We start from the raw sequence: 17,775 nt of genomic DNA, 5'->3' as shown, positions 1-17,775 counted from the left end.
GAATTTTTTAGAAATACCGAAAAATTAACCTTGTCCATTGGCGATATTGTAGCTACTGAAGCTTCTCCAGGACACGACATCGGAATCATTACTTTGACAGGCGAATTGGTTAAAATTCAAATGAAAAAGAAAAATGAAAATCCGGACAAAGAATTAGCAAAAATTTACCGAAAAGCTTCGCAAAAAGACATTGACATCTGGACCGAAGCTAGAAATAAAGAAGAAATTGTGCGCATGCGCGCTAGAGAAATTGCGATCAATTTAAAATTGGAAATGAAGATTTCGGATGTTGAATTTCAAGGCGATGGATCGAAAGCAACGTTTTACTACACCGCAAACGACCGCGTAGATTTTCGCCAATTGATCAAAGAATTTGCACAAGAATTCAAAATTAGAATCGAAATGAAACAAGTGGGTTTCCGACAAGAAGCTTCTCGTTTAGGTGGAATTGGCTCCTGCGGAAGAGAATTGTGTTGTTCCACTTGGCTGACCGATTTTAGAAGTGTAAATACTTCGGCAGCGCGATACCAGCAGTTATCATTGAATCCGCAAAAATTAGCGGGACAATGTGGAAAATTAAAATGTTGTTTGAATTACGAATTGGACACCTATTTGGATGCCTTAAAAGACATGCCCGACATGGAAACCAAATTGTACACCGAAAAAGGTGATGCTTACTGTCAGAAAATTGACATTTTCAAAGAAATTATGTGGTTTTCATATGCCAATGCCCCAGCGCAATGGATGGTTTTACCTGTAGCCAAGGTAAAAGAAATTATTGCTATTAACAAGAAAAAAGAACGCGTTGCGGGCTTAGAAGACTTTGTTGTGGAAACGGTTCAAGAAGTAGAGAAAAAATTCGAAAATGTTGTGGGACAAGACAGTTTAACGCGTTTTGATCAACCGAAAAGAAAATCGAACAACCGAAATAAAAAGAAAAAACCTACAAATTTTAAAAATGCACCTAAGAAAGACTAATTGTATTGGTTTATTGCTGTTGTTGGTGTTTTTTACCGCGTGTGATAAGAAACAGTTTTTCAGCGAGTATAAAGAATTAGACGGATCGTGGAAAAAGTCCGACACCTTGCGTTTTACGTTTGAACAAAAGGATACCGTTAATCCGTACCATTTGTTTTTAAATGTGAGAAACAACAATGATTATCCGTTCAACAACATGTATTTGATTGTTTCCTTAAAAGAGCCTGGAAAGAAACCCACGATAAAAATTGATACCTTAGAATATCAAATGGCTGATGCCGATGGGACCCTTTTAGGAGAAGGCTTTACCGACGTCAAAGAGAGCAAACTATGGTATCTAGAAAACTATGTTTTCAATAGAATGGGTAAATACAATGTTGAGGTGGTTCAAGCGGTTCGAGCAACTGGAGAAGTAAACGGAGTTGCTGAACTGGAAGGAATTACAGAATTAGGTTTACGAATAGAAAAAACAAAATAACATGGCGACTAAGAAACCAGTTACAAACGATTACTCAGAATATACCCGAAAGTTTTGGCAACTTTTTAAGTATGGATTTTTAGGAATTATTTTATTATTCTTTTTTGCTTCTTGGGGATTTTTTGGAAAAATGCCTTCTTTTGATGATTTAGAAAATCCAGATTCTAACGTGGCCACCGAAATTATTTCTGCAGACGGAGTGGTTATCGGAAAATTTTATAAAGAGAACAGAACACCTGTAAAATATCACGAATTACCGCAACACCTTGTTAAGGCTTTAGTGGCAACTGAAGACGAACGTTTTTACGAACATTCGGGAATTGATGCAAAAGGAACATTGCGGGCCGTAGTAAAATTAGGAAGAGATGGTGGTGCCAGTACGCTAACCCAACAGTTGGCTAAAAATTTATTTCATGGTGAAGGGTCAAATTTTAAATTATTTAGGGTCATTCAAAAAGTAAAAGAATGGATTATTGCGATTCGTCTGGAAAGACAATATACCAAACAAGAAATCATTGCTTTGTATTTAAATCAAGTAGATTTTGTTAACGGCGCGGTTGGAATTCGTTCGGCGGCAAAAATTTACATGAACAAAGAGCCAAAAGATTTAACCATTGAAGAAGGCGCTCTATTTGTGGGGATGTTAAAAAATCCCTCGTTGTATAATCCCAACCGAAAAAAGAGAGCCCAATTGGTATTGGACCGAAGAAATACCGTATTAGAGCAAATGGTGAAAAATGGTGTAATTACGGAAGGCAAACAAGAACAGCTAAAAAAATTACCCGTAAAACTAGATTTTAGACCCGAAAGCCATTCCGAAGGTAGCGCTACATATTTTAGAGAATACCTGAGAGATTATATGAGAAAATGGGTAAAAGATCATTTGAAACCCGATGGAACTGAGTATGATTTATACCGAGATGGTTTAAAAATTTATACTACGATCGATTCAAAAATGCAGCAATATGCAGAAGAAGCGGTGCAAGAACATTTAAAAAATTTACAAAAAGAGTTTTTTAAAGGGATGAAAGACAAAGACAACGCGCCTTTTGTTGATATTACACCCGAGCAAACCAAGCAAATTATGATGCAAGCTATGAAAAACTCGGAGCGTTGGAGAAAAATGGATTTGAACGGAAAAACGGCTGATGAAATCATCAAATCGTTTTCGGCCCCAGCTAAAATGAAAATCTTCACCTATAATGGAGAGAAAGATACTTTAATGACCCCTAAAGATTCCATCATTTACTACAAACACATGTTGCAAACCGGAATGATGGCCATGGAGCCGAGAAACGGACACATCAAAGCGTGGGTAGGAGGCGTAAATTATAAATATTTCCAATACGATCACGTAGGACAAGGAGCGAGACAAGTAGGTTCTACTTTTAAACCTTTTGTTTATGCTACTGCCATCGAACAATTGGGAATGTCACCCTGTGATTCTATTATTGATAGTTATTTCACCATGCCAAAGGGTAAATGGGGAATCGACGCCGATTGGTCGCCTAAAAACTCCGACGGGAATTACAGAGGAACCATTACATTACAAAAAGCTTTAGCCAATTCTATCAATACCGTTTCAGCAAAATTAATTGACCGTGTGGGCCCACAAGCTGTAGTGGATATGGCAAAAGAATTGGGCGTTACTTCAACAATCCCAATTCAACCCTCAATTGCTCTTGGAGCAGTAGATATTACAGTTGAAGAAATGGTTGGCGCTATGAGTACGTTTGCGAATCAAGGGGTATATGTGAAACCTACTTTCATTATCAAAATTGAAGATAAAAATGGGGTGGTTATCGATCAACCGATTCCGTATCAAAAAGACGTAGTTAATAAAAATGTAGCCTATGCTGTAATTAAATTAATGGAAGGCGTTAAAGAATCAGGAACCGGAGCCCGATTAAAATATGGCGGTGGCGGATTCATTCAATACGATTACAGTTTTGCTAATCCAGTTGCCGGAAAAACAGGTACTTCTCAAAACAATTCTGACGGATGGTTTATTGGTATGGTACCCAATTTAGCCACAGGTATTTGGGTGGGTAACGAAGACCGAGCCGCTCATTTTAGATCTACACATATGGGACAAGGTGCCACGACAGCATTGCCTATTTGGGGTATTTTCATGAAAAAATGTTATGCCGATAGTGATTTAGACGTGTCTCGGGAACCTTTTGAAAAACCTGAAAACTTATCTATAAAAGTAGATTGTTGGACACCAAAAAAAGTAGTCGATTCCACAGAAGTACCTACAGACGAACCCAATATGGATGAATTTGACGGATTATAAAATAATACACTATGATTTCAAGAAAAGTAAATAATGTACAAGAAGCATTAGACGGAATTCAAGACGGACAAACCATTATGTTAGGTGGATTTGGACTTTGTGGTATTCCCGAAAACAGTATCGCTGAATTAGTAACCAAAAACGTTACAAATTTAATCTGTATTTCCAACAATGCCGGTGTCGATGATTTCGGATTGGGATTGTTGTTACAAAAGCGTCAAATCAAAAAAATGATTTCATCTTATGTGGGAGAAAATGCTGAATTTGAACGCCAAATGCTTTCCGGAGAATTAGATGTAGAACTTACACCACAAGGCACATTGGCCGAAAAATGCCGTGCCGCTCAAGCTGGAATTCCTGCTTTTTTTACACCTGCCGGTTATGGTACGGAAGTAGCAGAAGGAAAAGAAACACGCGAGTTCAACGGAAAAATGCACGTAATGGAATTAGCCTATAAAGCCGATTTTTCCATTGTAAAAGCATGGAAAGGTGACGAAGCAGGTAATTTAATTTTTAAAGGAACTGCTCGTAATTTTAATGCGTGTATGGCAGGTGCTGCTAAAATTACGATTGCTGAGGTAGAAGAATTAGTACCAGCAGGAACGTTGAATCCAAACGAAATTCACATCCCTGGAATTATGGTCAATCGTATTTTTCAAGGAGAAAAGTTTGAAAAAAGAATTGAACAGAAAACGGTTAGACAAAAATAATTAGCCAATGTGACAATGAGCCAATTAGTCAATAAAAATAATTGACACTTTAAAATAGGCACATTGACACATTATCACATTGACACATTATATTATGGCATTAGATAAAAATCAAATCGCACAGCGAATCGCCCAAGAAGTAAAAGATGGGTACTACGTTAATTTAGGAATTGGTATACCAACATTAGTTGCCAATTATGTGCGTACCGATATTTCGGTTGAATTTCAATCAGAAAACGGGGTTTTAGGCATGGGGCCTTTCCCTTTTGAAGGAGAGGAAGACGCCGACATCATCAATGCAGGTAAACAAACCATCACTACGTTGCCAGGAGCCAGTTTCTTTGATTCGGCATTCAGTTTTGGAATGATTCGTGCGCAAAAAGTAGATTTAACCATTTTAGGCGCCATGGAAGTTTCCGAAAATGGTGATATTGCCAACTGGAAAATTCCAGGAAAAATGGTAAAAGGAATGGGTGGCGCGATGGATTTAGTAGCTTCGGCTGAAAATATTATCGTTGCGATGATGCACGTTAATAAAGCAGGCGAATCGAAAATCTTAAAAAAATGTTCTCTTCCCCTAACTGGTGTAGGTTGCGTGAAAAAAGTCGTTACCGAATTAGCCGTTTTAGAGGTTACGCCAAATGGTTTTAAGTTGTTAGAACGCGCACCAGGTGTTTCGGTAGATGACATCATCAAAGCCACAGAAGCCGATTTAATTATCGAAGGAGAAATTCCTGAGATGAGTATTAATTAGCCAATAAAACAATGTGCCAATTAGTCGATTAGTCAATGTGCCAATTGGTTGTTGATAAAATAATTGGCTAATTGACACATTTTCAAATTGACACATTAAATATACAAGCCATGTTAACATTTCAAGAAAAGTACAAGAACAATTTAATTCTTTTAAAATCATTTGAATTTGCTAAAAAAGTGGTTCAATACACAGAAAAATTAGAAGAAGACATAAAGTATGTAATCGCCAATCAACTATTAAAATCAGGAACTTCTATAGGAGCTAATATCAAAGAAGCTCAAAATGCTGAAAGCAAAGCAGACTTTATTCATAAGATGAAAATTGCCATGAAAGAAGCTGATGAAACTGAATTTTGGTTATTCCTTTGTAACGAATTAGAAAATTATCCAAATTCAGAAGAATTATTAACTTAAGTTTTTGATATATTGAAAATTACAAACAAAATCATTTCAACAACCAAAAAAATTAGCCAATAAGCCAATGTGACAATGACACATTTTCAAATTGACTAATTGAATTGGCAAATCGACTAATTGACACATTAACATGTTTCCAAAAGTAATTCTTAAATCAGGTAAAGAAAAATCCATCCAACGGCGTCATCCTTGGATTTTCAGCGGTGCGGTATATGGCGTAAGTCGGGAAATACACGACGGCGAAATGGTCGATGTAGTGGATTCAAAAAACCAACATTTAGGAACCGGATATTTCAGTGACAAAGGAAGTATTGTGGTGCGTATTTTGACCTTTGGCGACGAAACATTCTCTGAGAACTTTTGGGCAACCAAACTACAATCGGCATGGTTTTTACGTACTCAACTATTGGATTTTGAAGTTACCAATGCGTTCCGAGTAATTCACGGAGAAGGCGACGGCATTTCGGGATTGATTATTGATTATTACGATAAAAATTGGGTTATTCAAGCGCATTCAACCGGAGTTTTTCTTCAAATGAAGCAAATTTCGGAAGCGATACAAGCAAATTTCCCAGACCATTGCGAAACCATTTATTGCAAAAGTTCTGGGACATTACCGAATACGGGAACCGATTATTTCTTATTCGGAAACAAACAAGAAACCGTTGCCAAAGAAAACAGCATTTTGTTTTCAGTAAATTGGGTTGAAGGCCAAAAAACCGGCTTCTTCTTGGACCAACGCGACAACCGAAAATTATTAGGTGAATTCTCAAAAGGCAAAAAAGTACTAAACACCTTTTGTTACACAGGCGGATTTTCTATTTACGCCATGAACGCTGGAGCAGAATTGGTCACTTCGGTAGATATTTCTCAAAAAGCGGTGGATTTAGCGGCCAGTAATATGGAATTGAACTTTCCAAAAGCCAATCATAATGCGGTTGCTGACGACGTGTTCAACTTCATGAAAGAACACACGCAGCAGTACGATGTGATTGTATTAGACCCGCCCGCTTTCGCGAAAAGCATTAAAAGTAAACATACGGCTACGCAAGCCTACAAACGTTTAAACATAGCCGGTTTAAAAGCTTTAGCGCCAAACGGTATTTTATTCACGTTCTCGTGCTCGCAAGTGATTGACGATGTGTTGTTTTACAATACCGTTGCCGCCGCCGCCATAGAAACCGGAAGAAATATCCGAGTGTTGCACAAATTAGAACAAGGTCCTGATCACCCAACGAACATTTACCACCCTGAAGGGCATTATTTAAAAGGATTGGTGTTGTTTGTAGAGTAGGTTTTGAGTGGGGAGTTTTGAGATCGTTATCCTGCAAGTTTTTTTGACCTTGTAGGCATTCATAAAAACAAAAACCTGCAAGTCTTTCCACTTACAGGTTTTTTAATTTTCTATATTCTTTTCTCTTTCTTAATGACTCAATGCCGAGAAAAAATCATTCCCTTTGTCATCCGTAATGATAAAAGCGGGGAAATTTTTCACCGTGATTTTACGAACGGCCTCCATGCCTAATTCTTCAAAATCTACGACTTCTACCGATAAGATGTTTTCTTTGGCTAAAATCGCCGCAGGACCACCAATCGAACCCAAATAGAATCCACCGTATTTCTTACAGGCGTTCATGACATCGGCACTTCGGTTTCCTTTGGCCAACATAATCATGCTTCCGCCAGCCGCTTGGAATTCGTCTACATAGACATCCATTCTTCCTGCGGTGGTTGGTCCAAAACTTCCCGATGGCATGCCGTCTGGCGTTTTTGCTGGGCCAGCGTAATATACTGGGTGATTTTTGAAATAGTCTGGCATTGGTTTTCCAGCGTCTAATAACTCTTTGATTTTTGCATGCGCAATATCACGAGCGACAATCAACGTTCCGTTTAATTTCAAACGCGTTTTGATGGGATATTTTGATAATTCTGCTAAAATTTCCGCCATCGGTTTGTTCAAATCAACTTCCACAGCTGGCTCTAAATGCGGCGCTGTAGCAGGTAAAAATTGTCCCGGATTGGTTTCTAATTGTTCTAAGAAAATACCGTCTTTTGTGATTTTTCCTTTGATGTTTCGATCTGCCGAACACGAAACGCCCATTCCAACCGGGCAAGATGCCGCATGACGTGGTAAACGAATGACACGCACATCATGGGTTAAATATTTTCCGCCAAATTGGGCTCCAATTTGACTTTCTTGGCAAATTTGTTGCACTCTTTTTTCCCATTCCAAATCGCGAAATGCTTGACCCGACATGTTTCCAGAAGTCGGTAAATTGTCATAATATCCTGCCGAAGCTTTTTTCACGGCGGCTAAATTTGCTTCCGCAGAAGTGCCACCAATTACTAAGGCCAAATGGTACGGGGGACAAGCCGCTGTTCCTAAATCCATAATGCGCTCACGAACAAATTCGTCTAACGATTTTTCATTCAACAACGATTTTGTTTTTTGATACAAGAACGTTTTGTTGGCCGAACCACCACCTTTTGTTAAAAACAAGAACTCATACGAATTTCCTTTTTTCGCATAAATATCAATTTGTGCCGGTAAGTTCGATCCTGAGTTTTTCTCTTCAAACATCGAAATTGGAACAATTTGCGAATAACGAAGATTTTTATTTTGGTACGTATTGTAAATTCCTTTAGACAACCATTCGCCATCATCCACACCAGTATAAACGTTTTCCCCTTTTTTCGCAACAACAATCGCGGTTCCAGTATCTTGGCAAGAAGGCAATTGACCTTCTACCGCTACGGCAGCATTTTGCAATAAATTATAAGCTACAAAACGGTCGTTGTCTGTTGCTTCTGGGTCTTCAATAATGTTTCGTAATTTTTGTAAATGGGCCGAACGCAACATAAACGAAACGTCGTCCATGGCTTCTTGTGCTAATAATTCCAATCCTTTTGGGTCAACCACTAAGATTTCTCTGTCGCCAAGTTGCTCCACTTTTACGTAATCGGAAGTTAATTTTTTGTAGGTTGTATCGTCTTTTAAAATGGGATACGGGTCTTGATATAAAAAGTCCATTTGTGTGTAGTTTTGAGAGGTAAAGTTACTGATTTTTGCCGGGATTGAAAAAATGAAATATGGTTAATTAGTATATCTTAAAAAAACCAACTCGCCACAAAAATGGCCGTTATTACACAGATTAAATCTACTAAAAGCATCATCCCTAGAGTATAACGAGTGTTTTTCACATTGATACTACCAAAATAAACGGCAATTACGTAAAAAGTCGTTTCGGCACTGCATTGAAAAATACAACTCAATCTTCCGGTTAAAGAATCGGGTCCAAATTGCTTCATTGCATCAATCATAAAGCCACGCGAACCACCTGAGCTAAAAGGGCGCAACATGGCCACAGGCAATGAATCGGTGATCTCTTTTGCGACGCCCAAATGTGCAAAAACAAATGAAATTCCGTAACTGATGTTTTCAAACAAGCCACTATTTCTGAAGAGTGAAATGGCGACTAACATTCCCATTACATAAGGAAAAATGGTAACTCCGGTTTTTAATCCGTTATTTGCTCCTGATACAAATGTGTCGAAAATCGTTGTTTTTTGTTCCACAAATTTCTTCTCGTGAACGAAGGAAAATATCAAAGTGCCACCAATAATTAATAGCAATAACAATCCAGAAAGGTTAGAAGTAAAATAATTTTTTCCAATTAAATCTAAACTGTTTACATAAAATAATAATCCAACAATGGCACCGATTACACCCATTAAAACCGCAAGTAAAGAAGCGCTTTTAAAATTAACGCGTTGTTTAATTCCAACAAAAATAAAAGCAGCAATGGTGCCCACAAAAGAAGTAATAATACATGGCAACATTACATCGGCTGGATTGGCTGCATGTTCAGCGGCACGGTAACCAATAATGGACGTAGGAATTAAGGTCAAACCAGCAGCGTGCAAACACATGAACATGATTTGGGCATCACTGGCTCGGTCTTTATCTTCGTTGAGTTCTTGTAAACTTTGCATGGCTTTCAATCCAAAAGGAGTAGCTGCAGAATCCAGACCTAAAAAGTTCGCCGCAAAATTCAAGGTCATGTAGGAAATGGACTCGTGATTTTTTGGAATACTAGGGAATACTTTGGCAAATAACGGGCTTAATTTTCGGGCCAAGCGTTCAGAAGCGCCCGAAATAATTAGCAATTCCATGATCCCACAGAAAAAGGACAAATAGGCCATTAAGGGCAGAATCAAATCAAATAAACTGCTTTTGGTCATGGGCAATAAGCCATCAGCTTTTTGTTTTCCGCTGTATATTTTTACGGTTTGATTGTTGTACACATAAGTGGTGTCAGCATCTAACTCATTTTTATTGATACTAAATGTTTTATCTTCGGCTTTTTGGACACTGTCTTGTACAAATTGAGGTACTTCATTTATATATTTTTCAGCTATTAAGAGGGGCTCGCCTTGTTTTCCATTCAAAACATAATCAACGGAATAGTATTGTGAAGAAAACAATCCGAAAACAATAAAAAAGATAGAAGATATAAATATCACTAACCAAAATCTGCTTAAAACCATGTGTTATATTTTTTGTAAATGTAAAATTAAAAAATCACATAGATAAAAATCACAATAAAAATGCATATTTTTTTCATTTTAAGTAAAAAAGAGAGTAAATTAGCTTTTCAATTTTTAAATCCATAAAAAGAGAACCATGAAACCATACGTATTAATTTTTCTTTTCTTTTCTGTATTGCTAGGAAATGCTCAAAATAGCCAACAAATTCAGGAAATTACAAAGAGTTACGACTTAAATGCCATCAAGTTACTTCAAGGTAAAATAAAAGCGACGGAGGATATAGACAGACAATTTGCTATTGAAACCGCAAACAAAAATGGTTGGCCAATTCGCATCGATTTAGAAAATGGAGGTGTCGAAGAGTTAATTAAAATTGATCCAAAAGGTTTCCCAATTTACAGACGAACGGATAATGTAGATGCGGCGGTATCAACACGAACTAATTTCATAAATTCAGGCGGCGGTTTAGGATTAAACATAGATGGTCAAGGTATGGTGGCTCGTGTTTGGGATGGAGGGACCGTTAGACGAACACATAACGGATTTGGTTCACGAGTACAAACCATTGATGATGCTGCTGGCACAACTTTTAACGATCACGCTACACATGTTACGGGAACAATTATTGCCTCGCCTTGGAATGTTGCTTCAGAAAACATAAAAGGAATGGCGCCGTTGGCTAATGCAAAAACATATAATTGGACAAACGATGTGTCTGAAGCATTGTCAGAAGTAGCACTTGGGATGTTGGTTTCGAATCACTCCTATGGCGTTGCTGTTTCTGCAACTATTCCTGCTTGGTATATTGGGTCGTATGTTGATTCTTCTAGAGATTGGGACCAGACAGCTTATTTAGCACCCTATTATTTGCCTGTTTTTTCGGCCGGAAATGACGGAAATAACAATTTAAATGCTACTCCGATTGCACCGGGGTTTGATAAATTAATTGGAGATAAAGTAGCAAAAAATGTTTTAACAGTTGCTAATTCTAGTGATGCAATTATATTCCCAGACGGCACATTAGCAAGTGTAAATATTAGTAGCGATAGTAGCCAAGGGCCATCAGATGATAGAAGAATTAAGCCTGATATTGCAGGGAATGGTCAGGGCCTAACTTCGTTGACAGCCTTAAACAACACCTCTATTAATACTTTTTCAGGAACATCCATGGCAGCGCCTAATGTTTCAGGAACCTTATTGTTGTTACAGCAGTATCATTATTCTTTGCACAATGTTTTTATGAAGGCAGCCACATTAAAAGGAATTGCTTGTCATACGGCCGATGATGCTGGGAATGTTGGTCCAGATCCAAGATTTGGATGGGGATTATTAAATGCAAAAAAAGCCGCTGAGACCATAAGAGATAATGGATTAAATTCTTGGGTTTCAGAAAATGTTTTGAATCAAGGGCAAACGTATACAATGACCGTTAATTCTAGTGGTGGACCAAACAATCCTTTAATTGCTTCTATAACCTGGACAGATTTGCCAGGAGTTGCGAATAACGGTTCCAGACCAGCAAATGATCTTACGAAGGCGTTAGTAAATGATCTAGATATTCGAATTTCAAATGGATCAACAACCTACTTCCCTTGGAAATTACAAAGTAATCCTACTGATTTAGCAATAAGAACTGCCGATAATGACGTGGATAATGTAGAAGTTATCAAAATTGACGCACCAGCAGCAGGAAATTATACTATAACTATAAGTCACAAAGGGAATTTAAGTTCGGGATCTCAACATTATTCTTTGGTTATTACTGGATTAGCCTCAAATATTGCAATCACCTCAAAATCGGCAGATGTTGTAGCTTGTTCAGATCAAAGCGCAGTATATACGTTTGATTACAAACAAGTAGGTTCAACAACGACTAATTTTTCTGCAATTGGATTGCCTACAGGCGCTACTGCTTCTGTTTTTCCTCAGTCATTAAGCACAAATGGAGTAGTTACCATGACAATTTCTAATTTACCAAGTGTACAACCGGGTATTTATGATATTGGTATCCAAGCATCCAACGGAACGGAAACGGAAACGAGATTTAAAAAGTTAACCGTTTATTCTACTTCTTTCGAGCCTATTGCATTACTTACACCAGCAAATAATTCAAATAGTATTGGTAGTTCGGTAGTTTTAGATTGGTCTTCTAATTTTAATTCAGAAAATTATAACCTACAAGTTTCAACAAGACCTGATTTTTCTTCTTTTCACACAAATATTGATCTAACAGATTCAACCTATTTACTTACAGGATTGAGTTCTGAAACAAGATATTATTGGAGAGTGATACCTTCTAATAGATGTAATGCTGCAACAAATGTAGCCTCTCAAACCTTTAACACAGGGATTATTACCTGTAATTTAGTGTTTGCAGCGACAGATTTTTCAAATGCAGCGATTGATGTTGTTCCAAATAGTACTGCTTCTGTTCCAATTGTTGTTTCGGGAGGAATTACTATTGCCGATTTGAACGTAACTTTAGACATTACACATACGTGGATTGGAGATATGATTATTACTTTATCTGGTCCAGCTTCAATTGGAAGACCAGAAATCACGTTGTTTAATCAACCTTGTATTGGTACCGGACCAACTTACCCAGATATTCAGGCAACACTTGATGATTCCGGACAAAGTATTAGTTGCGCGGAAGTTGCGCCCATTGTGAGTGGGACGATTAGACCGTTTGAAAGCTTATCAAGTATTAATGGATTAGTAGCTGATGGTACATGGACTTTAAATATATTGGATGTTGGCAATCAAGACGGCGGTACAATTAATGCGGTTTCATTAAATTTTTGTAAAGTTATACCTTCAAATTTAAATGCAAACATCAATACCTTTAATGCTTTGAAAATTTACCCTAATCCAGCTAAAGGTTTTGTTACTATTGATCTAGCGGGAAGCGTAAACGGAGAAACAACCTATGAGTTATTTGATGTGCAAGGAAGAAAAGTAATTTCTAAAGTTTCTTCTTCAGATCTAGAAACATTGAATGTGGAAAATTTATCGGATGGAATTTATATGCTAACGCTTCAAAATGGAAGCAATAAGACCACTAAAAAAGTGGTGATTAATAAATAATTAATTACCAATACAGATAAAAAAGGGAGCTAAAATGCTCCCTTTTTTTTATACATGAATAATTTCATCTTCAATTAATAATTCTTCACTACGTAGACGAAGAAAAATTTGAGCTACAGCAATGACATCTTTTTCACAATAAGTAATGATGCGATCGATGTCTTTTTCTTCATAAAATACGCGCGCTACTTCACTGCCGTCAATATCATCTTTTGGTGAAGGCACTCCAAGAACTTTGGTCAATAACTTCAAAGAAGTGAAATGTTTATAATCACCAAATTTCCATAATTCCAAGGTGTCAAGATGAGGAACTTCCCAAGGTTTTTTTCCAAATAAATTGAGTTTGTTCGGCAATACCATGCCATTAATGATCATTCTTCTCGCAATGAATGGAATGTCAAATTCTTTGGCGTTATGGCCACATAATAGATTTTGGACACCATTAAAATGAGTGTTTAATAAATTTGAAAAATCATTCAGAATTTTCTTTTCATCACCCCAAAAACTAGTAACTCTAAAATTACGAATGTCGGCCTTGTTGACAAAATAACCTACAGATATGGTGATGATCTTGCCAAATTCTGCCCAAATACCAGCTCTTTCATAAAAGTCTTCTCCTGAGACATCTTCTTTTCTTTGGTACTGTGTTTTTTGTTCCCAAAGCTGCTGCATATCAGAGTCTAATTTGTCATAATGTTCCTGTTCCGGTACGGTTTCAATATCTAAAAATAAGATATTGTTGAGGGGTGTTTTTTGAATCATAGTTTCTATTTTAGGGGGTTGATTTTATTTTTGGGCGCCAAGCATTTTATAGGTTTCGGTAACATAGGTATACAAATCATTGCTGTGCGGATCATTTTTTGTTTGTTCTCCTTTTAAATGACCGAGTCGCACGATGATTAACTGATCTTCTGGAATTACGATTACAAATTGTCCCAAGTGACCTCGCATATAGTATAATTTTTTACCTAAAACAGTATGAATCCACCAACCATAGCCATAATGACCCGATTCTTTAAAACGTGGCGTGATGCATTTTTTTACAAAAGAAGCATCCAAAAGTTGTTGTCCATTCCACTGCCCGTTTTGTAAATACAATTTACCAAATCGTGCAAAATCGCGTGCATTACTTGCCATACAGCAGTAGGCTTTTTCAATACCGTCGGGCGCATGATCCAATTGCCATAGCGCATCATTTTCGGCCCCCATGGGTTGCCAAAAGTTTTTGGACACATACTGTGACACATATTCTCCTGTTGCTTTTTGAATGCACATGGCAAGTAATTGGGTGGCACCACTTAAGTATTTAAAAGATTTTCCGGGGTTTTCATATATGTTCAATCCGAGAATGACGCTGTTTAAATCATCATCGAAGTAAGCCCGTGTAACAATAGAAAAAGGGCTGTAGTATTTTTCGTCCCAACTCAATCCTGATGCCATTGAAGCCAAATCACCAACGGTTACCTCTTGAGCATATTTTCCTTTTATTTCCGGAAAAAAAGCGATGACTTTTTGATCTAAACTTTTGATTTTTCCTTCCATAATGGCCTTTCCGAGCGCCATAGTCACCACACTTTTGGCCATAGAAAACGAATTGGTTTTCGAGTTTTTGTTAAAGCCATCGAAATAGCTTTCATGCCAAATGCTATCTTTTTTAATGATAACAAATGCTACCGTTTTTAATTCTTGATGCGTTTTCTCTAACGTTGCAGTTGTTGGAATCGTATTGTAGTCTTTGGAAATTGACCAAGGTTGGGCAACACCTTTTTTAATTTCGCGATTGGGAAATTCTTTATAATCTTCCAAAAAAGCAGTAGTATGCCCTTTAAAATAAATCGTTTTTACAGCGCGAAGTAAATAATCAACATCAAAAAGATACAGTAAAACGATAAGAGCAGCATAACTTATGGCTACCCATTTTAATAATTTGAGCAAGAATTTCATCGACAAATTTGTATGATATTGAGATATAAAAATAGAAAAAAGTTGGATTGGTTTTATAAAAACGCGAACAAACTTTTTGAGCCGAAGAATTTTCATGCCCAAGCAACCATTTTTTGGAACCCATTCCTCAGGAACATTCGGTTAGTGAGCCTTCGAAAGCAATAACGCAATGACAAGGCACTTCGAAAGCAGCTTTTATTGTTTTATAAAAAAAAACCACCTGAACAATCAGATGGTTTTTTCAAGATAAAAAAAGTTGAATTATAATTATTCTTTTATTTATGATTTTTTGTCAGCGTCTGTGGCCGTTTCAATTACTTTTCCTTTAAATGATAGTGTTTTGATTGCTTCAGTGCCACCTTCATTGGTCATTACTGTAACTGATTTTTGAAATGGAGCAACGGAAGCGGCATTAAATGTAGCTTCTACTGTTCCTTTTTCCCCGGGTTTGATTGGGGTTTTAGTGTAGTTAGCTGCAGTACATCCACAAGCTGGTTTAACACTAGTGATTAAGATTGTTTCTTTGGTATTATTCGTGAAAGTAAATTCATAACTAGCAGGAATTCCTTTTGGAATATCGCCAAAATCATGCATTTCTTGATCCCATTTCACAACAGATTGTTTAGGTGCTGGAGGCGGCGCAGGAACAGCTATTGGAGCCGGAGCTTTGTCTGATTTTGCTTCTTTAACTTGTGCAAATGAAGCACTTGCAATAAATAAGGCAATAATTGATAATTTAATTGATTTCATGCGTATAATATTTTTAGTTATTTTAATTTTGTGTTACAAAGCTAAACAATCCGAAAAAAGGAGTTGTTAATCATATTCTAATGATTGTTAACAACTTGTTAATGGTGTTTTTTACCGTTATTTTTTTGTAATATCGAGGTCAATATGAAGTTTAATAAATTAAATACTGTAATTTTTATTGGGTTATTGGCCATTGTAGGGGTAATTATCATGCAATTGTTTTTACTCAATCAGGCGTATATTTTTGAAAAAAGAGATACGGAGGACAAAATACACTTTGCCCTACAGGATGTGGTTGAAAAAATATATCAGGATAATAATTCTGAAATGCCAGTAAGTAATCCCATCAAAAAAGTCAGTGCAAATTATTTCATTGTCAATGTAAACGACGTGTTTGAAAACCGGTTACTCGAACATTATTTAAAGACTGAATTTGACCGAGTAAAGTTGGAATTGGATTTTGAATATGCTATTTATGACTGCAGTTCGGAGTCTATGGTGTATGGTAATTACATATCTGTAAACGGCAAACCATCGAAAATGTGTGCGGAATGTTTTCCAAAAAACACTGACTTAACCTATTATTTTGCGATTCGATTTCCCCATTTACAGAAAGGTTATTTTACGAGTTTAAGCCAGTATTGGGTCTTTACAGGAGTGCTGTTCCTAGTGTTGATTATTTATGTGTATTCCGTTTTTCTCATGCTGCAACAAAAACGATATACCGAATTACAAAAAGACTTCATTAACAACATGACACATGAATTTAAAACCCCTTTGGCTTCCATATTAATTGCGTCCAATTATGCCAATTCCCAAAATGAAATCTTAAGCCATCCTAAGCTTTCAAAATACATGCAAATCATTATCAATCAGAGCAATAAATTAAATCAGCATATTGAGAAAATTTTATATGTAGCCAAAACAGATAGCAATCAAATTGCTCTTGAAAAAACGAAAGTGGACTTGCGGGCCGTGCTTGAATTGGTAAAGGAAAATATTCAATTAAAACACCCTACGGCAATCAAAATGGCGATTACTATTGCAAAACCCTACATACTATTTGCAGATGAATTTCACTTTTACAATTTGATATACAATATTATAGATAATGCCGTAAAATATGCTGAAAATTCAGCCAAAATTGAAATTAATGCTAAAGAAACGGCTAAAGGATTGCAATTAGAATTTACGGATCAAGGCATTGGTATCCCTGAAAAAGATTTGCCATTTGTTTTTGATAAATTTTATAGGGTAACACGTCAAGATAATAAAGATATTGAAGGATTTGGCATCGGGCTGTCTTATGTAAAACGTGTTTGTGAATGGCACAAATGGCAGGTTTGGGTACAAAACAATGCGGATCGCGGGATAACCGTTTCAGTGCAAATAAATACGAATGATTATGAGTAAAAAGCGCATTTTATATGTAGAAGACGACGAAACGTTAGCGTTTTTAACAACCGATAATTTAGAACAGCATTTCGACGTGTTGCACTGCAATAATGGAAAAGAAGCCTTTCGTTTATTTTGCACCGAATCATTTGATCTGTGTGTGTTAGATATCATGTTGCCCGATATGGATGGTTTTGAAATGGCGACAGAAATTAGAAAGCGCGATCAAGAAATACCGATCATCTTTTTATCGGCAAAAACCCTGAAGGAAGACCGAATCAAAGGCTTGAAATTAGGGGCCGATGATTATTTGATTAAGCCTTATTCTATTGAAGAGCTTATTTTAAAAATCGAAATATTTTTACACCGCAGCCAAAAATCAGTAGAAAACACGATTCAAAAACAGTATACTTTT

Annotated in this window: 15 protein-coding genes; 10 read left to right on the top strand and 5 right to left on the bottom strand. The window is 36.9% G+C overall.

Going from position 1 to position 17,775, the window contains the following annotated elements; all coding sequences use genetic code 11:
* From ACIQ6Z_RS05920 to ACIQ6Z_RS05890, 7 genes are all read left to right on the top strand, one after another.
* Positions 1-978 (top strand): stage 0 sporulation family protein (locus ACIQ6Z_RS05920; RefSeq protein ID WP_396210010.1); only part of this gene is annotated, 978 nt, incomplete at its 5' end.
* Entirely contained in the window at positions 959-1,456 is a 498-nt protein-coding gene (locus ACIQ6Z_RS05915; protein WP_396210009.1) for a gliding motility lipoprotein GldH, read from the top strand. The genes ACIQ6Z_RS05920 and ACIQ6Z_RS05915, both read left to right, overlap by 20 nt.
* A gap of 1 nt (position 1,457) precedes the next feature.
* Complete coding sequence (locus ACIQ6Z_RS05910) at positions 1,458-3,752, top strand: penicillin-binding protein 1A (RefSeq protein WP_396210008.1); 2,295 nt, start codon at positions 1,458-1,460, stop codon at positions 3,750-3,752.
* Between the two features lie 11 nt (positions 3,753-3,763).
* Complete coding sequence (locus tag ACIQ6Z_RS05905; protein ID WP_396210007.1) at positions 3,764-4,462, top strand: CoA transferase subunit A; 699 nt, start codon at positions 3,764-3,766, stop codon at positions 4,460-4,462.
* Positions 4,463-4,556: 94 nt separating this feature from the next.
* Positions 4,557-5,216: a CoA transferase subunit B gene (locus ACIQ6Z_RS05900; protein ID WP_396210006.1), complete on the top strand. Its 660-nt coding sequence runs from the start codon at positions 4,557-4,559 to the stop codon at positions 5,214-5,216.
* 71 nt (positions 5,217-5,287) lie between these two features.
* Positions 5,288-5,632, top strand: a complete 345-nt coding sequence (locus tag ACIQ6Z_RS05895) for a four helix bundle protein (protein ID WP_396210005.1) — start codon at positions 5,288-5,290, stop codon at positions 5,630-5,632.
* 133 nt (positions 5,633-5,765) lie between these two features.
* Entirely contained in the window at positions 5,766-6,929 is a 1,164-nt protein-coding gene (locus ACIQ6Z_RS05890; protein ID WP_396210004.1) for a class I SAM-dependent rRNA methyltransferase, read from the top strand.
* Between the two features lie 129 nt (positions 6,930-7,058).
* On the opposite strand, the gene ACIQ6Z_RS05885 is transcribed toward ACIQ6Z_RS05890, so the two are convergent.
* Together ACIQ6Z_RS05885 and ACIQ6Z_RS05880 are read right to left on the bottom strand one after the other, a co-directional pair.
* Positions 7,059-8,666 (bottom strand): fumarate hydratase, encoded by a 1,608-nt coding sequence (locus ACIQ6Z_RS05885; RefSeq protein WP_396210003.1) that lies wholly within the window; start codon positions 8,664-8,666, stop codon positions 7,059-7,061.
* A 77-nt stretch (positions 8,667-8,743) separates the two neighbouring features.
* The gene (locus tag ACIQ6Z_RS05880; RefSeq protein ID WP_396210002.1) at positions 8,744-10,183 is read right to left on the bottom strand and encodes a nucleoside recognition domain-containing protein; all 1,440 of its coding nucleotides are present in this window, start codon (positions 10,181-10,183) and stop codon (positions 8,744-8,746) included.
* A 136-nt stretch (positions 10,184-10,319) separates the two neighbouring features.
* On the opposite strand from ACIQ6Z_RS05880, the gene ACIQ6Z_RS05875 reads away from it, so the two are divergent.
* Complete coding sequence (locus ACIQ6Z_RS05875) at positions 10,320-13,271, top strand: S8 family serine peptidase (protein WP_396210001.1); 2,952 nt, start codon at positions 10,320-10,322, stop codon at positions 13,269-13,271.
* Positions 13,272-13,319: 48 nt separating this feature from the next.
* Here the strand turns inward: ACIQ6Z_RS05875 and ACIQ6Z_RS05870 are convergent, their stop codons facing one another.
* From ACIQ6Z_RS05870 to ACIQ6Z_RS05860, 3 genes are all read right to left on the bottom strand, one after another.
* Complete coding sequence (locus ACIQ6Z_RS05870) at positions 13,320-14,033, bottom strand: 3'-5' exonuclease (RefSeq protein WP_396210000.1); 714 nt, start codon at positions 14,031-14,033, stop codon at positions 13,320-13,322.
* 24 nt (positions 14,034-14,057) lie between these two features.
* Positions 14,058-15,215 (bottom strand): serine hydrolase domain-containing protein, encoded by a 1,158-nt coding sequence (locus tag ACIQ6Z_RS05865; RefSeq protein ID WP_396209999.1) that lies wholly within the window; start codon positions 15,213-15,215, stop codon positions 14,058-14,060.
* 279 nt (positions 15,216-15,494) lie between these two features.
* Positions 15,495-15,965, bottom strand: a complete 471-nt coding sequence (locus ACIQ6Z_RS05860) for a DUF1573 domain-containing protein (protein ID WP_396209998.1) — start codon at positions 15,963-15,965, stop codon at positions 15,495-15,497.
* A gap of 144 nt (positions 15,966-16,109) precedes the next feature.
* Between ACIQ6Z_RS05860 and ACIQ6Z_RS05855 the strand changes: the two genes are divergently transcribed.
* Entirely contained in the window at positions 16,110-17,378 is a 1,269-nt protein-coding gene (locus ACIQ6Z_RS05855) for a sensor histidine kinase (RefSeq protein ID WP_396209997.1), read from the top strand.
* Positions 17,371-17,775, top strand: a 405-nt coding sequence (locus ACIQ6Z_RS05850; RefSeq protein WP_396209996.1) for a response regulator transcription factor, incomplete at its 3' end; no start/stop codon positions are given. The genes ACIQ6Z_RS05855 and ACIQ6Z_RS05850, both read left to right, overlap by 8 nt.

The sequence above is a fragment of the Flavobacterium sp. genome, from assembly GCF_044376915.1.
Taxonomy (GTDB): domain Bacteria; phylum Bacteroidota; class Bacteroidia; order Flavobacteriales; family Flavobacteriaceae; genus Flavobacterium.
Note: the sequence above shows the minus strand (reverse complement) of the source record. Positions and strands in the feature narration are given on the sequence as shown.